The sequence below is a fragment of the Alistipes sp. UBA1686 genome (assembly GCF_002320215.1).
Taxonomy (GTDB): Bacteria; Bacteroidota; Bacteroidia; order Bacteroidales; family Rikenellaceae; genus Alistipes; species Alistipes onderdonkii.
In genome coordinates this window covers 251,665-269,549 of sequence record NZ_DCKA01000013.1, presented here as the reverse complement: position 1 = coordinate 269,549, position 17,885 = coordinate 251,665, and the positions used below count along the sequence as shown (strand labels likewise).

Genomic DNA, 17,885 nt, shown 5'->3' with positions numbered 1-17,885 from the left:
CCGCACCCTCCAGCCGGAAGTCGGCCTCCTCGATCTCCCACCGAAGGCCGTCGACCGAGAAGCCCACGTGGATGCGCATCCGGCGGTTCGTGTCGTCGCACCGGAAAACGCCCGCATAGTTACATTTTCCTTTTTTGAAGGGAATGACCGCCGAGTTGAAGATCGAATTCGACGTCGAAAGCGCATGACGCCCGATGATCGGGTTCGCGCTGTAACGCCACATCACCTCTTTGGAGCCGGCGGGACGATCCTCCCACGGCATATCGGGTTGATTCGAGCCCGCAATTTGTAATTTTTCATTCATCGTAATATCCATTTTGTCAATTGATTGTAATCTCGTCGGTGAACAGCCATCCTCCCGGACGGCCGTTCGCAAAGGCCCGGTAGCGAACATAACGAGCTTGGTCGGTGCCCCGCCATCCGAAAGCGCGGTATGCAGGGCGATGCTCCTCCTCGGGGTAATCGTTCTCCACAGTGCCGAGGTTGCGGAATGTCTCTCCGTCATTGGAAAACGCAATCTCGACCCGTGCGGGCAGCCAGACCCATGCAGAATACCATTGGATGAAATCGGCCGTCACTTCATGGATCGGTCGCACTACACCCAGGTCAACCGTCGCGTCCATGTCGCTGTCGAGAAAGCCCAGCCAGCGGTTCCCATAGCTCCATGAACCGCGGCGCCCGTCAGTCAACGTGGCCGCGCCGTCGGCCGGATAACGCTTGCTCCACGGGATGGCGAACGATACCGGACATCCCACGGCCAGATGCTCTGTGGGCACTAGTGATTCGGGGCGCTCCCCCCGCTCTGCGGCCAAGTCGAACGTCGTGTAGCCCCTGGCGCGGGCCGCGACGCAGAGCCGCAACGCCCGGTGCCGGAAATCGGCGTAATCTTTTTCGTCGGCGGGGCTCCACGCCACTTCGGCCAGCGCGAAAGCCCGTGGGTACAGCATGTATTCGGCCTGCTCGGGCGTCGGGATGTACTCAGTCCACAGGTTCGCCTGCACGCCGAGCACTTGTCCGCGCCCCGGCATATCGGCCGGCGCAGGGTTGTAGCCGTAAACTTTCTCCAGTGGCAGATAGCCCGAAAAAGCCTGCGGTTCTGCGGTCGGGGCATCCTGATAACCGTCGAAATAGCAGTAAGCGCCCGGTGTCATCACCACTTCGTGCCCTGCGGCGGCAGCCTGGCGCCCGCTCTCCTCGTTACGCCACGACATCACCACAGCTTCGGGCGTCGAGTCTCCGTCGAGGATTTCGTCCCAACCCACCAGCTGGCGGCCGTGGGCATTCAGGAATCGTTCGATACGGCCCACGGCATAGCCCTGCAACTCGTCGACTCCCAAAAGGCCCTCCCGTTCCATGCGGGCACGGCATTTCGGGCACGTCGCCCAGGCGACTTTCGACGCCTCGTCGCCGCCGATGTGAATATACGCCGAGGGAAACAGTTCGAGCGTTTCGGCGAGGACGTTCTCCAGAAATTCAAACGTAGCATCGTTGCCGATGCAGAAGTCGCCTGCGCCGGGTTTTCCCGTGCACGACAGTTCGGGAAAAACGGCCAGAACCTCCTCCGAATGGGCGGGCATCTCGATCTCGGGTACGATCACGATATGCAACGAATCGCCACAGGCCACCATTTCGCGGACATCCGCCTTTGTGTAGTAACCGCCGTAGGCGTCGGGATCGCCCTCGCTGGCGTAGCAACGGCCTTCGGTCTGCCATTCCCGCCACGTGCGGCCAATACGCCACGCTGCCGTTTCGGTCAGTTGCGGATAGCGGTCGACGGCGAGGCGCCAACCCGCGCCGTCGGTCAGGTGCAGGTGCAGGCGGTTGAGCTTCAGCGAGGCCATCATGCGCAGTTGTTTCAACACGAACGCCTTGTCAAAAAAATGGCGCGAAACGTCCAGATGCAGCCCCCGCCATGCGAAACGCGGCGCGTCAACGATTTCCTGCGCCGGAATCCGTGCCCCGTGATAGTCGTAGAGCTGCAACAGCGTCTGGAGCCCGTAGAAAAGACCTGCGGCTCCGCGCGAACGGATCGTGACGCACTCTGGACGGATCGAGAGAGCATAGCCCTCGGCGGAGGTCGGCAGCGCCCCGTCGTCGGAGAGTTCGAACCGCAGCGCACCCCTGCCGGACACATCGTCGCCGGGCATGGCGCAGGGAAGCGGGCAGGTACGCAGATAGGCCGCAAGCGGCCGCACGACGCTGTCTGGAGCGTCGAAAACTGTTGCGAGCGTATCGCCGACCTTGAAAGAGCCCGCACCGGCTTGTACCGATACCGGATGCGGAATTACGACGCTCTCCGCCCCGTCGTGCGCGCAGCCAGCGCACAGCACCGCGACAAGCAATTGGAAGATAGATCGTAGTTTATTCATTGCTACAAGGTTTTTGCTCCACGGCGGCCAGGCCATCGGGATGGGTGAAAGGTACGAAGTGTGTTATCACAAAAGCCGGAATGGTGGCGAGCATCACCGCGAGGAAGAAGATCCGGTAGCTCATCAGATCGCTCAAAAAGCCCGAAGCCATGCCCGTGAGCATCACCGAGAGGTTCATGATACCCGAAGCGAAAGCGTAGTGCGCCATCTGGTGACGCCCCGGAGCGACCTGCTGCATCATAAACAACGTGAGGCCCACGAATCCGAAGCCGTAGCCGAAGTACTCCACGACGATGCCACCCCCGACGAGCCACATTGACTGCGGCTGGAACCATGCAAGCAAGGCGTAGACCCCGAACGGCAGGTTGAAGATACAGCACAGCGTGAAAAGAGTGCGCCGCAGACCACGTCGGGCGATGTAGTAGCCCGCCAAAAGCGAGCCCAGCAGAAACGCCCCCGCACCGAAAGTCCCGTAGTAAAGGCCGATCTGTTGGTTCGTAAGGCCCAGACCGCCCGAAGCCGTGTCGGCTTTCAGAAACAGCGGAACGATCTTCATCACGAAGCCCTCGCCCAATCTGTACAGGATGATGAACGCGATATAATACCAGATGTGTCTCTTCGTGAAAAAAGCACCGATGACCTCACGCAGGCCGGCAAGGCCATCCCGCAGCGAGCGGCCTTCTGAAGCGGTGCCGCCTGAAGGAAGCGCGCGGAGATGGTAAAGGCCCAAAGCGACGAGCGTGCCGCACAGGAGCAGCAAAACGACCGTCCACGAACGGACATAAGCGTCGAACGATGCGGTCCCCGAGGTGCTGAAACCCTCGTAAAGCCACCCCGCAAGCCACACCAGACCGCCCGTGGCGACAAGTTTCGCAAGGTTGTAGAACGCACCCTGCCAGCCGATGTATTTCGCCTGGGACGCAGGCGAAAGCTCCGACATATAGACCCCGTCGGCCGCGATGTCGTGCGTGGCCCCGCTGAAAGCAACGACGGCAAAGATCGCAATACTGACCGCGAAGAACAGCGGAAGCTGAAGCGACAGGGCCGCGACGCCGAACAATACGCCGCTCAGCAACTGGCTCCCCACGACCCAGAACTTCTTCGTCCGGTAAAGCTCCAGAAAAGGACTCCACAGAAACTTGATCGTCCATGGCCACATGATCAGAGACGTCCAGAACGCGATCTGAGCATCCGAGATACCCAGATCCTTGTACAGAACCGCCGAAACCATGTTCAGAACCACAAACGGAAGCCCCATCGCAAAGTACAAACTCGGAACCCACCGAAGGGGTGAACGTAATTTATCCGTCATCGGGTTTTACATTTTTTTGAAATACGGTTCATTTCAGATATCAAATTATTATTTTGGCCACGAACAACGTGTTATCCAAACGATTAAATCATGATAAGCTGACAACCTCGTCGTCCGGAAACTACCGCCATAATATAAACAGGTATTAGTTTAACACCCATGACCAATTCCGCGGATAAACAAATGACAAAAAACTGGACGATCAAAAAGATCGTCCGGCTTTTTCGAAAAATACGATATATGCTTATTTTACCCATGCATATATCTCGGAAGACAATACACTGGTTCCGAACATTTGCAGACGTATGTATTGAGCTTCCACCGGATCATGGAAGGAAGCATAATGGGGTTACCTTGATTTTCGAGCCGACTGGAGTCCAATTGGTTCCGTTTGTGCTGGTTTCCATAATCAACGAAGAGGGTGCGTAATTACTTCCGTAACTGGAATAGGAAGCTACACCGGTCAGCGCTTTCACCGTTCCCAAATTGACCTTGATTGCGAGAAACGAAGAATCATACCACACATAATCATTCTTGTCATTATTCGTCAATTTGGACGTCACACTCCAATTAGAGAGAGTTTCGTCATTCGTACACTCTACTATCCACTGCTGCTGGTCTTCCACCAACGTCCCGCTTGGAGCTGTCGTGTAAATGTTCGATAATTCGCTCTTTGTGATCTTATAGATGGATTGAGATTTCTCTTCCGATGGGTGAACATTTATATTCGCGATTGAGATCGTTATCGTGCATTCGACAACTGTTGCGGTTTCAGCCGCGAACGACCAGTCGATATCAAAGGCGGAGGAAACCTCTGTTTCACCGGCAGGAATGGTCAGTGTCATACCATCGCGGAACGTAACGTATTCGGGTTCTATCCCATCGATTGCCGCTTCCAACACGACGGTACACTCCTTTTGCAATTCCGATTCCATCTTGTCGGCATTGTTATTCTTTCGTGCGACCGTGAAGAGGATTTCTTTCTCCTTGATGCCGCTCGGAGTATGCTGGAATTCTACGGATTGTGTACCCGAAGCAGGTAGGTAGGCAATCGTTTCGTGGTAATAATAGGGTAATTGGGTGTCAATCGTCGGATTCTCGCAATTCGTCAGTGCGAAAATAGCTACACTGAAAAATACAAATATTTTTAATGATTGTTTCATAATCCTTTCGAGTGTTTATGAGTGGAAATTAGTTGTTTGGGGCGCTGAAATTCACCCCGACCTCCGACCATACTGGAGCTTTCTCACAGGTGAGGTCGAATCCATTAGAAGTCGAATCGTGGAATACCGAGCCTGCACCTTCGTCGAGTTTCCAGTATCCGAATAATCCTTCAGAATCAGCCGGGACAGTCCGGTTCATGGCATCCACAATCGCATTTTGCGACAGAGCCTTACGCCAGAAACGAATTTGAGCCTGCCGGCCGTTACACTTCCAGTAGGAACCGGAAGAACAGAGCTGGAGGTTGTCAATCACGTAGTTGGCGACCTCAATCTCCTTCGAGTTATCCAATGCCCCGTTTACATACAATGTAAGCGTGTTGTTCCCGTAGGTGCATGCCACGTGATACCATGTTTCCGGTGTGAATACCGTGTTACTCTGCATTTCCGAGCCGCCGGTCTTGATTTGTATCTGATTAAACGGCACCGCAGCGTCCCCGAAGCGGCAATATATTTCCGTTCCTTGCGATACGGCTGCATTCCAAAATGCTTGGTTGTTAATCGGGAATGCGCTCATCCATATCCAGCCTTCAAGTGTCCATTCGGATGTTGAGATTCCCCAATTTCCCACACCGGCCGGAAGGGTAGATGCAGTCATTTCCGGAACCTTCTGCAACAACGGTTTGGTCAGCAGGTAGAGGATGTGGCTCGAAGTTTTAGTGGTCGCTACCGGAGCATCCGAAGAAACGATTTCTAGTGGAATGCAGTAAGCCTCGCCGTTGTCGGTAGAAAATTCGTCGATAGTGAGCACAACAGGGGACGATGCGATTTGGCCGGCTGCAATGGTCGTTTCGGTCGTAAAGGTAAGATATTGCTCCGGAATGATTGTATAGGAGGTGCCGTTTTCCGAATTGTAAGCATCCGCATATTTTGGAGCAATGCCGAGCGTAATATGCACATCCCGGTCAATCGCCTGCGCCAAACGAACGGTAAGGCTGGTAGTAGTTTTTCCCGTTATAGTCAGCGTTTCCGTTTGCTGCGTAAATTTGTTGTCCGAAGCAGCTTCGTTAATGTAAAGAAGGTTCTCTATCGGCTGATAATCTGCATCTTCGCATCCGATGAGTGCAAAGAATGCCATACCGAGTATCGATCCTTTCAATATATGATTGATTTTCATGACATGTTCCTTTTTAAGGTTATTTAATAACGGGGTTTGCTACTTGGATGGCTTCCCGCAAATATTTGTAATTCTCGTCGAATTTGATGCGAAATGCTCCGATACCGCCAATCTTGGCATTGACATCCGGGTAGCTATACATTGCATAGGCTTTGAGTTGGTTGACGGACGATCCGTCGCGAAGCCTGTAAGTCGGGCCGCCCGTTCCTCCGAAAGATTCGAAATTCGAGGTCAAAATCGTTTTGCGAATAATTTCCTCACGGGTCATCACGGATTTGAACGTATTGAACAATGCATTAAGACGCCCATCCGTTGCCGGATAGTTAGAATCATAATAGGCTTGGAGGAGGAAATGGTCAAGCAACAAACCCGTTTCTGGAAGCAGCCAATCGGGCTCGCCATCAACGCACAACATCCGGTCGGTACCCGAAGCCGGCCCCATCTCTTTGGAAAGTTCGTCGAGCAGGATATGCAGACGATCCGGATAGCTGGCGATGTTGCCGGGCGATCCGTAGTGGGGTTCCAGGTCGAGGTCAAAACCGCTGAATCCGTACTTGTACATCGTGTCGATGATCGACCGGGCGTATTTACGGATGGCGGCTTCGATCACTGCGTCATCGGCGGCTTCGCCAGCCCAGCCCCAGAACTCTTTTTGAGTCCCGGCTTCTACAACTTCGGGAGGAGTCGTCTGAACACCGATGTTATCGACAATCCAGCACATGAGCACTTTCGTACCTTTCTTTGTCTGGACTTCCTGCAGGTCTTTCTGTTTAGACTCGGAGAGATTGAAGTTATTACCCCACATCGAAACAAAATCCATCGAATCGGGGAGGCCGACCAGACGTCCGTAAATATCCGTACCCGTACCTGTCCAGTCGCTGTACCAAGCGAAAGCTTTGACATGATCCGTACGAGCCTTATAGGCCCGTAAATTTTTGTAATACTCTTCGCCGTAAGACGATTCGGTCAGTGGATGGTCGTACTGCAGCGCCTCGGGCTCCGTCCAGTCGCTGCAACGGACGAATGCGAAAAAGGTCAATGCACCGAGGAGCGATATGTTAATTATTCTTTTCATATTCGGTTTCATTTTTCAACGGTTGGTTAATATTTGCTACCCGACGGAAGCGCCCAATAGAGGTCTACCCCGTCCCCATCGCGTTTGGCTCCGAGCATCTGTATGGCCGCTTTTACGTTGGCGTTGTTGTTGGTGTATTCGTTCAGCGTGAAGCGCAGACGTCGCTGACCGCGCTCGTTAGAGCATTCGCCGCCCGAGAGGTTATCCTTCGGCGGAAAGATGTAAGGATAACCGGTACGACGGAAATCACTCCAAGCTTCCAGATGATTAAGGTAGTTGGCTATCCACTTTTGCGTGATAATCTGTTCGAGATGTTTCTCGTCTGTCGAAACGCTGTCCCAAGCGATCGTAATCGTAGAACGATTTGCAATATTATTGGAAGCGGAGGCAACGTCGGTATAGTTTTCGGGAGTTTTCGAGGCATCGGATAGATAGGCTTCGACACCCGAAACACCCCATTCTTCAAATGACAAGCGGATGCCTTCTTCATAGAACTTTTTAGCCGTACCACCCATATTCCAACCTTTCAGGGCACCTTCGGCTCGCAAAAAAGCAGCTTCGGCTGCGTACATAACAGGCATAGGCTTCGTCTGTCCGTCGCTCGCTTCGTAAATCGTACCTGAATAGTTGCGGAACGTCGCGGGAACGCACCCGGCAATACCCGACCGAACGCCCATATAGCCGCCTTTGTCATTATACGCCTGTTGCGTGAAATAAGCAGCGCGGCGCGGGTCGTTGTAGCCGTTCATGTAGGACGTAATACAAGCATTGGCCTTGACTTCGTAGCTTCCCCAGCCTGTTGAGCATTGGTAGTATCCGTTGGGATAACGTCCTGCCATTTTATCGTAAGCACTTTCGGATGTCGAAGTCATGACACCGGAAGCAACAGCCTCTTCGGCTTTCTCTTGTGCATAGGCGGGTTCAGCACTGCTGATGCGCATCGCCATACGCAGTTTCAGTGTATTGGCGAATTTCAGCCATTTCGAATTGTCGCCTCCGTATATGCGATCGACCGATGCGAGCGGCATGGCGCCCGAAGTGGCTGCCGACTGGATTTCGGTGATGGCTGCATCCAGATCGTCGAACATGGCGTGCCAGGCCGTTGTTTCATCGTCATAGGCGATGTAAAGATCGCCGTCCTGGATCTGCGAATAGGGCATGGGGCCTTGTAACGAGGCAACCATTTGCATTACGTATACGCGCAATAGTTGGGCCATCTGATAGTAATAACCTTCACCGCCCGTCAACCGTTTTACCTGAAACCATGCAGGATAGAACGTCTGGAAATACCAGTTGACTGACCATTCGTTCCACGAATCATCGATGTTGTAGGTCGAGTAGAGTTGCGAGCGGCTCCATGAGTTCGGAGCAGTGACATACCCGCCGAAGCAGGCCCAGAACGTATTGTTACGCTGGCATGGATTTTCCTCGGGAGAAGCCAGGCAATCGATCATGGACGGAAAACTGGCTGTTGCCGGCAATGTGGTAGGATTGTGCTCCGGAGTATTGAACTGTTCAAAACCACTCGTACATCCGGTAGTGCATAAAACTGCGAATCCCAAAATATATTGATAGAGTTTCATGGTTGTTTTCGGTTAGAATTGAAGTTTTACGTTGAATCCAAGATTCCGCGTGCTCGGCATCATGAAGCAGTCGTAGCCTTGGTAGAAGGTGCTAGTGGTATTGGCTGAAAGTTCCGGATCGAACGGGGCCTTGCAGTAAATCATCCAAAGATTCTTGGCTACGAAGCCAACGGTCATCTTCACCTTGTTGCGGAACCATTTCCGTGGGAGATTATAATTGAGCGCAAGTTCCTGCATACGAACATTTGTTGCGTCGTAAGTATAATATGTAGCCATGCCTGAAATTGACTGAAGGTATTTTTGAGCTTGAATCATGCCGCCCTTGGCCGCAATGCCACCACGATCGCGCAATTCGGAAGAACGCTTTGATACACCATAATAGTCGAGCCATGATTCCGTGCCGCTCAACACGATACCGCCCAGACGTGCAGAGAATGTGGTACTTAAATCAAGACCTTTATATCCGAAGTGGAAATTCATGCCCATATTGGCTTTCGGGAATATCGAACCAAGGAAAGTTTCCTTGGCTTCCGTGGGAAGAATGGAACTGGAATCGTCAATATAACCATTATAATCACGTGCAAGAATGCTCTGGCCGTAAACATCGCCCATCGAGCCATCCTTGCGGAGAATGATCTTGGCGTCGAGATTTCCAAACGAACCGGCTTCCAGTTGCGGCATACTGATCTTTTCTTCAGTATAGGGATTGGTCGCACCATCAGCCAACCGGATGATCTTATTCTCGTTCCAAGTCAGCGTGTAGTTAGCACCGAACGTGAAGTCGTTCCACTTGTTATTATAACCCAATGCCACCTCAACTCCCTGATTCTGGATGTCGCCGCTTTGCACATAGATCGACGAATAACCCGACGACGAAGGCAGCGAAGCAGAGAAAGTCTGGTTTTTGGTATGTGACCGGTAATAGGTAAGATCAACAGAGAAGTGATTCCACAGGCGGGCGTTCATACCCACCTCCCACGACTGTGTGCGTTCGGGTTTCAGATTCAGGTTAGGATAAATCGAGGAGTTTTCCCAGTCGTTCGACTCTCCGTTATATGAATAGTAAACAGTATTCTTGAAATAACCATAGGAACTACCTACTTCAGTATACGAAGCACGAACTTTCAGGAAACTGAGCCATTTCGGAGCGTCGAACATATTAGTCAGTACTCCCGAAAGGCCTACCGAAGGATAGAAGAAAGACGAATAGTTCGAATAAGCCAACGAAGCGTCCCAGTCATTACGCCCCGTAAGCGTCAGGTAGATCATCGATTTCCAGCCTAGTTCGATATTGGCGAAAATCGCCTGAGACTGGTAGTGGTAGTCGGTTTGCGTGGGTTTGAACTTAGTCGTACGGTCGAGATTGTAGACAGAAAAGAAGTTGGGAATAGTGGACAGATTGCCGTTATCTCCTTGACCTTCCGCTTTAGTATCATCGAGCGAAGCGCCAATGTTGACGTTAAGCGACCAATCCTCACAGAAAGTCTTGTTGATGGTGGCGATTACATCGGCATAGGTGTTGTTCATCATCGTGAAAATGTTGCGATAAGCACCGTTCTCACTCGAAAACAATTGATCCGACGATGCATAGATCTTATATGTATTCCGGTTGGAGGTGTTGTCAACCTTGACGCGTCCGGTTACATCGACCCAGTCCGCGATCTGCCACTTGAGCGAAGCGTTAAGCGAGTAGCGCTTCTTGCTGTTCGTTCGCAACATGCGGTTCTGAACCCAATAAGGGTTGTCCATACCGACGTTGCCGTTGCCGTAGGGCCAATAGCGTTGATTGTAACCAAAGGCGGTGTTATAGCGTTCATAGAGCTGAATATCCTCGAAACTTTCGCTGCGAGGAAATAAATATAAACCCGGCAGAGGATTGTAATAATACCCCTGGGAGGTCATATTCAAGTCGGTCTGTTTTACGTAAGTGGCACCCAGATCGAGAGTCAGCTTCTCCTTGGCAAATTTGGTTGTATTGCGGGCCGTAAAGTTATAACGGTCATATCTGCTGTTGGGCAGTGTCCCCGTAGTATTGGTCGTCGTAGCCGATATATAGGTTTGGTTCTTTGTATTACCGGTCGAGAGCGAAACCGTATTGATCGTGTTTACGCCGGTGTTGAAGAATTTTCTTGGGGCGTAATTTGAATTGGTCGCATTTCCCCAACTGACCGTTTGTCCCGATGCATTGCCGTATTTCGACTGCATTTCGGGTAGCATGTAAACCGATGAGAAAGTCGTGCTGTTCGATACCGTGATGGTCGTCTTATCCTCCGAGCCTTTTTTGGTCGTGATCAATACGACACCGCTCGCTGCCGCATTACCGTAAAGTGCCGCAGCCGAAGGGCCGGTCAGCATCGAGATCGATTCGATATCTTCAGGGTTGATATCAGCCACAGCATCCGTGCCGGGCTGATCCACATGTAAGCCTACAGAAGCAGTATTGGCTATGTAGTTCGACATCGGGATACCATCGATCACGTAGAGAGCGATGTTCGAACCTGTCAGAGATTTGGCTCCGCGCATCACGACGCGCGATGCACCGCCAGCACCATTGGCCCCCGAATTGATTGTTACGCCGGCAACTTTGCCGACGAGCGAATTCATGAAATTGGCATCTTTCACGGCAGTGATTTCTTCTGCCGCGATCTGTTGTACATTGTAGGAAAGAGCTTTTTCAGAACGTTTGATGCCTAAAGCTGTTACTACAACGGCATCTACCACTTCCGATTCTTCCTCCAAGGTGACCTCAATCGAGGTTTGTCCCGTAAAGATAATCTCCTGTGTTTTGTAACCGATAAAAGAGATGATAATCACATCGTCTTTTTGAACCTTTGATAAGGTAAACTTCCCTTCAAGATCGGTCGTTGTTCCGGAGATGCCGTTTTTTGTCATGACCGTAGCACCCACGACCGACCCAGTGGCATCTTTAACTATACCTTGAACGGAGTAAAAATTCCCCCCCTGTGCCATTGCGTCTGGCACAGACACAAGCAAAATTGTGCAGCATGCTGCAAGCAATAACTTAATTGATTTCCACATAATTAATTTTGGATAAATTAAACATAAGCGCTTTGATTAAATTGAAGTGAAAAATCCATTTGTTTCACCTCGAGAACAAATGGTGCGAAATGTTGTGATGTTTTAGATGTGGTAGTGTTTTGATTTGGTTAAACTGTTTATTCGTTTTTTTGTTCCCAACTGCTTTTATAAAAAAGCAGCTACTTATAGCAAAAGTAATCAAATTTTGTTTATATCAAAAATTTATCACATGACGATAGTTAAATACTAAAAGATGAAAGCATACGAGCGATTATCCGAAAAATAGTCGTAACACCTTGTCTAGTGATACTCCGACTCTTATATTCGCAACCACTCCTTAGCCTGTTTTGCGAGGTTGAGAATCTCAATGCTTAGGGCTTTCAGCTCTCGTGTGCGTTGTTCCAACAAAGCGATCTGATGCGGGATTGCGACGTTGGAGAAGTGCGTATTAATGGCTTTTACGACCTGATTATAATTCGCAGCTATACGCTGAAATTGGAAATAAAAATCGTTCAGCCAGGCGATAAACTGCGTCTTTGACGGGTCGCGTTTGATGACGACGAACTCCTCGGCGAAGAGTCTTTTGACGATAAAACGGCTGCGGTTGTGCTCCAATCCGGCCTCGGCGAGCATCCGTCTGAAGCGAATATTTTCCTCCGTCGTCAGCTTGAAATTGTACCGATGGATGCGAGGATCGGTGGCTGTAGGCCGCCCGGTTCTCTTTTTAGTGGTTGTCATAGTGTTGGTAGTTAAGGTGGCGTGACTCGGGAACGCCACCCGGCCTCGCAGAGCGAGCACCTTTTGTATGCCGAAAAACTTTTCGGCATACAAAGGTACAGCTCGCTGTTATCTGACGATAACAAAAATCCGCGGCGGAAAAATTTTCGAAAAAACTTTGCAAAACCTCCGCTACGGCTTCCGAGGCAAGGTCTTTCCCGTGTGCAATATTACAACCGTACGGGTGCAAAAAAAAGCCATCGGTGCGGACTGGAGCGGACTGGAGCGGACATCAAAATCCAAACCCTTGAATCGGTTGTATATTGCAACATGAAAGTTCGGGTTTATTATCTCGTTCACAATTCCGATATAAACCGCATGAAATAAAAAACGGTATTTTGAATGGTTGAAAACATAAAACCAAACACGCATGCTTTACGACTGCAAAACGAACAATCAATCTCAAAAACGTTGTACCATGGATTCATTAGAAGAAAAAGACAAACCCGCACCGAAACTTTCGAAGAGTCCCCGTATCGAAGTCGATGAGGAACTGATGCGCCAGATGATCGCCGGACAAGCTCCTTTGGATTCCAAAGTCGTCCGCCGGATTCCCGAACCGGAAGAGGGCGCAGAAGAAACGGCTCAGGAGCCTGTTCCAAAATCCGAGGTTGACGAATCGTCCCCATCGGTCGTCCCTGCCGCTGTAGCTGCAGGGAAGGATGCGTTCGGGTTTCGTCGTAAAAAACTCACGCTGCCGGATTTTGAACGCACGTTCTTCGCACCGGTGGATTGCCGTAACCGCTCGGCAATCTATGTCAGTGCGCAAACCAAGCATAAAGTATCGGAAATACTCCACCTGTTAGGAAATGAGAATACAAGGCTTACAGCTTTGGTCGACAATATGCTGCGCTTTGTCATGAACATTTACAGCGACGAACTGAATTATCTCCACGAGAAGAAGAATAGCAGAAGGCCGTTTTGAAAAAGCGGAGGTATTTCGACGGCAGATAGCAGGACGGGAGGGGGCCGTCGAACGGGCAGGCCGATCGCGGCTGAACATCGGAACCGGATCGTCAGGAGCCGCAGAATGTCGTCTTTTCCGACGGTAGCGACCAGCAAAACGCCAAAGATGGAAATACGCAAGGCTCGCCCTTCGGGCGATTCGCATGGCCTTGCGTATTTCCATCTCCGGCGTTTAATTCCCTGCCGGCGGAAAGAGATTATGGTATAGTATCCAGAATCGCACCGGCTTACTGCGCAATCTTGAAGACGCTGTCGAGTTTCTCGCTCAATGCAGCCATATCCTGTCCGATTTTATCGTTGGTAATTCGGGCATAGATTTGGGTCGTGGTGATGCGTTTATGCCCCAACATCTTGCTGACGGTCTCCAGAGGTACGCCCTGCGTGAGCGTGACCGTTGTGGCAAAAGTATGCCGCGCGCAATGGATCGTGGGGTTGAACGACAGGCCGGCGTGTCTGGCAACATGCCGTAACGACATATTCAACGTATTATAGGTGCCTTTGAGCGGAAAGACTTTATCTCCCGCAAGGCGCAGATCCTTATAACGGTCATAGAGCATTGCGGCAACGGGAAGGAGTTTTACTCGGAACTGAGTGCCCGTCTTCTGGCGTCTGTCGATGATCCACCGCTCTCCGTTATCGTCCGTATGGATGTCCGCATGGGTGAGTTTCACCACGTCGGCATGGCTCAGGCCCGTGAAGGCGCAGAAAACGAAGGCATCCCGGTTGATGCCCGTTCGGTAGTTGGGAAGCTTGACATCCATCACGGCTTGTAATTCCGAAGCCGAGAGGTAACGCCGTTCGGCATATTCTGCTTTGACATAGAAACCTGTGAAAGGGTCGGCAGGAATCCAGCCGTTCTTATACGCCGTATAGGTCATCAGCTTCAGTTTCTTGATGGTCGAATGGATCGTCCCGGAACGCATCCCTTGTACCGAGGAAAGATAGGCCACGAACTTTTCGATAAAATCCCGCTTCAACTCTTTGAACGAAATGTCCTTGACATGGTATTCGTATTCGAGGAAGGAGGCAAGACGGCGGCGACGCTTGCAGTAGTCTTCATAGCTGGAATAGGTGCGGTCTTTGCCCACGCGTTTGAGGAACCCTGCGAGGTATTCGTCGAAGGTCTGTAACAGCAGGCGGCAGTCGTCCCCCATACCGAGGAAGGCGTTGCGGACCTTTTCGGCCGTAACGTATGAATCACGGTCGCAAAGGCGTTGGTATTGCTTGCCGATGTTGGTTTTGATGTTCTCCAACTTTTCATTGAGGCGTTGGGCTTCGAGGCTTTTACCTGCCGCCTTGTTTGCTTTGGCGTCCCAGAGGGAAGAACGAACGGTGAGTTTACAGCTGAACTGCGACATTGTACCGTTGATCGTAATACGGCCCATAATGGGAACCTGACCCGATTTCTCCGACTGCCTTTTTACGTAGAAAAGGACTTTGAAAGTGCTGCGTTGCATAATAACTTGAACTTTTTGGATGGGTTAAACGTTAAGTCAAGTTATTTGGTATGCGGTAATTCGATGCAACGAACTGAAAACGAATGTTTTGATGCAAACCAAAGCATTTCGGGCAGGTAACGGATAAGTAACGAAACTCACTGTTAAACCTGCCCGATTATGCTTTTTTATTGCTCGGAGCATATGCAGAAGAGAGAATCAAATATCTGTGAACTTGATACTTGCTCTTTTCTGCGCTTCTCTTTACCTACAAATACCGAACCGGACGGGTTCGTCGGCACCAACACCCAGCTAACGGAGGACAACCACCGCTGGGGCGCGAACGGCGGGTTTCTGCGCATGCAGCACGACGTCTACAACGCCGGCATGCTCATCGAAGCCGGGGTACACTATTACCAAGCCACGGGGGACGACAGGCTGCTGAAAGTCGCCACGCGCCTGGCGGACTACATGGTGCGGACGATGGGGCCCGCACCGAAAAAGAACATCGTCCCGGCGCACTCGGGCCCCGAGGAGGCCCTGGTAAAACTCTACAAGCTCTACCGTGACCGCCCCGGCCTGCGCGCGCAAACCGGGGCGCAGTCCGCAGCCGGCGACTATCTCCGGCTGGCCGAGTTCTGGATCGGCAACCGCGGCGTGCACTGCGGCTATCCGCTGTGGGGCACGTGGGGCAACGACAGCGCGGAGCGGTGGATCCACGAGGAGCTCTACACCGCGGAATTCGGCCCCGAAGCGCGGCCCGCATGGGGCGATTACGCGCAGGATTCGATCCGCGTATTCGACCAGCCCGCCATCGTCGGGCACGCCGTGAGGGCCACCCTGCTGGCGACGGGCATCGCCGCGGCGGCCTATGAGAACGGCAATGCGGACTACATCGCCACGGCGAAACGCTGGTGGGACGACATGGCCGGGAAAAAACTCTTCGTCACGGGCGGTGTCGGGGCAGTGCATTTCGACGAAAAGTTCGGCCACGACTACTACCTGCCCACCGACGCCTATCTGGAAACCTGCGCCGCCGTAGGCGTGGGGTTCTTCAGCCAGGCGATGAACCAGCTCACGGGCGACGCGAAATACATGGATGAATTCGAACGCGCGCTATACAACAACGTGCTGGCTGGCGTCGCCGCCTCGGGCAGGCAGTATACCTACCAGAACCCGCTCAACACCGACCGCAGCGAACGCTGGGAATGGCACCCCTGCCCCTGCTGCCCGCCGATGTTCCTCAAGATAGTCTCGGCGACCCCCGAATTCATTTACGCCCGGGACGACAGGACGGTCTATGTCAACCTGTTCATCGGCAGCGATGCCGACATCGCGCTCGGCGACACGCAGGTGCATGTCCGGCAGCAGACCCGATACCCCGTGGACGGAAAGGTCGTCCTCACGCTTACGCCCGAAAAGGCGGCACGCTTCACCGTGAAGGTACGTATCCCGGGCTGGGCCCGCGGCGAGGAAAACCCGTTCGGGTTGTACGTATCCGAAAGCCCGGCCGCGCCGGTGCTCTCGGTGAACGGCACCCCGGTCGAAATCCGCCTCGACAAAGGGTACGCCCTCCTCGACCGGGTCTGGAACCCCGCAGACCGCATCGTGCTGGAACTTCCCGTCGCGCCGCGCCTCGTCCGGGCACATAAAGCCGCCCGGGAGCTGGACGGCATGGCCGCCATCGCGGCCGGGCCGCTGGTATACTGCATCGAGCAGGCGGACAACGCGGATTACGCCCGGCTGAGGCTCGACACGGCCGGCAGCATGGAACTCGGATACCGCAGCGACCTGATGGACGGCACGCCGGTCATCACGGGAACGGCCATCGACGGCAAGGGCGCGAAGAGCACCTTCACGGCCATCCCCTACTACGCCTTCGGCAACCGGGGAAACGGCGGCTACCGCGTCTGGCTGCCGACCCGCTGACAACCCGAACAGCGCGGGCACAAAAAAGCACCGGAAAGGTTCGACGCCTTCCGGTGCTTTTTATTCCCGGCCGCCATCCGGCCGCCCGTTCCCGGGATCAGAAGTTGTAACCCAGCGAAACGAAGAAGCTGCCGTTCTTGGCCTTGACCTCGTCGGCATCCTTCAGGATGTTCAGCAGGCCCAGGTCATACCCGAGGCTGACATTGTAATGCTTCCTGAATGTCACGTTGGCACCGAAGCGCAGGCCCAGGTCGGAGCGTTTGAACATCGCTTCCTCCTCGGCGCCATCCCCCAGGTCGGTGGACTTGAACAGGTCGGCCTTCTCGCCCTTGAACTTCGCCTTGCCATGGATACCGAACCCATAGAAGACACCCGCCAGGGGCTGTATCGAAACGCTCCTGACGTTGAAATGCCAGCTGACCACGACGGGCACCTGCAAATAGAGCATATTGAACTTCACCTTCCCGGACAACTCCTCGTCGAACCCGAAGCCGAAATCGGCCACATTGACCGCTCCGCCGCGCCCCGTCAGATAAAGGCCCGTTTCCAGATAAAGCGGAAGCGCCCGCAGCAGCGGCTGCTGGTAGGCAAAGCCCACATTGTACGACGCACGCGAGTCGAACGAGAAGCTGTTACTGCCCGCGCTCAGGTCGATGCTGGTCACATTCAGTCCGGCGCGCACTCCCATCACGCGGCCCTGGCCGAATGCTGACATGCCGGCGGCAACGGCCAGCAAACAAAGAATAAATTTCTTCATAACTTTAAAATTGTGCCCCGGCTCCCGTGAGGCGTTTAAGTTTGGATTGCCGGAATAGGGAACCGCCGCGCCCGTTTCCATTCCGGAACGGGAAGCGGGTACCCCGCCATTGTTTCATCGGTTGTAAATATAGGCGCATTATGCGATATCCGGAAATAAAATCAATGAATGCCACCCTTTTTCACACGAAAGCCGCATTTTACAGAACCGCATCCGCCTCCGAGGCCGGAAAACCGGGATTTCGGAACGGCATGGTGCGCATAAGAAAAAGATACGGCTTATTTTTCCGACTTTTTTCTTCGTTA

12 protein-coding genes and 1 pseudogene are annotated in these 17,885 nt (G+C 52.8%); 2 read left to right on the top strand and 11 right to left on the bottom strand.

Annotated elements, in window-relative coordinates; translation table 11 throughout:
- From B3C38_RS05565 to B3C38_RS05525, 9 genes and pseudogenes are all read right to left on the bottom strand, one after another.
- A pseudogene (locus B3C38_RS05565) lies at positions 1–304 on the bottom strand (glycosidase); the annotation flags it as partial.
- Positions 305–320: 16 nt separating this feature from the next.
- Positions 321–2,369, bottom strand: coding sequence for a family 20 glycosylhydrolase (locus tag B3C38_RS05560; protein WP_286726131.1), 2,049 nt, complete (start codon positions 2,367–2,369; stop codon positions 321–323).
- Complete coding sequence (locus B3C38_RS05555) at positions 2,362–3,627, bottom strand: MFS transporter (protein WP_286726129.1); 1,266 nt, start codon at positions 3,625–3,627, stop codon at positions 2,362–2,364. The genes B3C38_RS05560 and B3C38_RS05555 overlap by 8 nt, the downstream gene beginning before the upstream one ends.
- Before the next feature lie 380 nt (positions 3,628–4,007).
- Positions 4,008–4,844 (bottom strand): hypothetical protein, encoded by an 837-nt coding sequence (locus B3C38_RS05550; protein ID WP_286726127.1) that lies wholly within the window; start codon positions 4,842–4,844, stop codon positions 4,008–4,010.
- Between the two features lie 28 nt (positions 4,845–4,872).
- Complete coding sequence (locus B3C38_RS05545; protein ID WP_286726125.1) at positions 4,873–6,018, bottom strand: DUF1735 and LamG domain-containing protein; 1,146 nt, start codon at positions 6,016–6,018, stop codon at positions 4,873–4,875.
- Between the two features lie 19 nt (positions 6,019–6,037).
- On the bottom strand, positions 6,038–7,093 hold the full coding sequence (locus tag B3C38_RS05540) for a glycoside hydrolase family 18 (RefSeq protein ID WP_286726124.1): 1,056 nt from the start codon (positions 7,091–7,093) through the stop codon (positions 6,038–6,040).
- A 26-nt stretch (positions 7,094–7,119) separates the two neighbouring features.
- Positions 7,120–8,676: a SusD/RagB family nutrient-binding outer membrane lipoprotein gene (locus B3C38_RS05535; protein WP_286726122.1), complete on the bottom strand. Its 1,557-nt coding sequence runs from the start codon at positions 8,674–8,676 to the stop codon at positions 7,120–7,122.
- 12 nt (positions 8,677–8,688) lie between these two features.
- Complete coding sequence (locus B3C38_RS05530) at positions 8,689–11,715, bottom strand: SusC/RagA family TonB-linked outer membrane protein (protein ID WP_286726120.1); 3,027 nt, start codon at positions 11,713–11,715, stop codon at positions 8,689–8,691.
- Between the two features lie 318 nt (positions 11,716–12,033).
- Positions 12,034–12,453 (bottom strand): mobilization protein, encoded by a 420-nt coding sequence (locus tag B3C38_RS05525; protein ID WP_286726119.1) that lies wholly within the window; start codon positions 12,451–12,453, stop codon positions 12,034–12,036.
- 457 nt (positions 12,454–12,910) lie between these two features.
- On the opposite strand from B3C38_RS05525, the gene B3C38_RS05520 reads away from it, so the two are divergent.
- Positions 12,911–13,417, top strand: coding sequence for a DUF3408 domain-containing protein (locus tag B3C38_RS05520; RefSeq protein ID WP_286726118.1), 507 nt, complete (start codon positions 12,911–12,913; stop codon positions 13,415–13,417).
- 268 nt (positions 13,418–13,685) lie between these two features.
- Here B3C38_RS05520 and B3C38_RS05515 read toward each other — a convergent pair whose 3' ends face one another.
- On the bottom strand, positions 13,686–14,915 hold the full coding sequence (locus B3C38_RS05515) for a site-specific integrase (protein WP_195497892.1): 1,230 nt from the start codon (positions 14,913–14,915) through the stop codon (positions 13,686–13,688).
- A 183-nt stretch (positions 14,916–15,098) separates the two neighbouring features.
- Between B3C38_RS05515 and B3C38_RS05510 the strand changes: the two genes are divergently transcribed.
- Complete coding sequence (locus B3C38_RS05510; RefSeq protein ID WP_286726116.1) at positions 15,099–16,823, top strand: glycoside hydrolase family 127 protein; 1,725 nt, start codon at positions 15,099–15,101, stop codon at positions 16,821–16,823.
- A 97-nt stretch (positions 16,824–16,920) separates the two neighbouring features.
- Here B3C38_RS05510 and B3C38_RS05505 read toward each other — a convergent pair whose 3' ends face one another.
- On the bottom strand, positions 16,921–17,580 hold the full coding sequence (locus B3C38_RS05505; protein WP_286726114.1) for a porin family protein: 660 nt from the start codon (positions 17,578–17,580) through the stop codon (positions 16,921–16,923).
- Positions 17,581–17,885 lie beyond the last annotated feature (305 nt).